A 561-nucleotide genomic window follows, 5' to 3' on the forward strand; every position below is an offset into this window, starting at 1 on the left:
TACAGCACCGCCCTCCAATTAGCAGCTAGCATCACAGCCGGACTCGCTGAAGTGCAAAGCGGGAAAGGATTTAGTCCTGTGAGTGGGACGTTTAGTACACAAGGATTGAATATGGATTGGGTGAGTTCTATTCAGGGGATTATAGAAGAAACAGCCCGAAAAAATGATCAGTCAATTAAAGATATAGAAACAAATAACATAATTGAGGAGAAATCTCCGGTTAGAAATGCTTGGGACGATGTGGCAGACGGTATAGTTGGCACGTTTGAAACAGCGAAAAAGATGTGGGAAGCTATTCAAAGAGGCTCGGGGAAAGCTATTGGTGATGAAATCGAGTCCGCAATAGCTTTAAGTAATATGGACATAGGAACTTTTATTAATGTAACCTATGCACTTTTCCATTTGGATGAAACTGCAAAAAATATGTGGCATGCATTTTCAAATAAAATAAAACGAGAAATGATAGAGGGAGATGCAGAGAGTCGTACAGAATTGACTACCTATGGATTAACACAAATAGCTACCACAATATTAGGCGATAGGGCACTAAATAAAGTAGGC

1 pseudogene is annotated in these 561 nt (G+C 40.1%); it reads left to right on the plus strand.

The window, feature by feature from the left end:
* Positions 1-561 (plus strand): annotated as a pseudogene (locus tag KVT31_RS29345) (cytoplasmic protein); the annotation flags it as partial.

This window comes from Bacillus sp. GbtcB14, assembly GCF_019091205.1.
Taxonomy (GTDB): domain Bacteria; phylum Bacillota; class Bacilli; order Bacillales; family Bacillaceae_G; genus Bacillus_A; species Bacillus_A cereus_AG.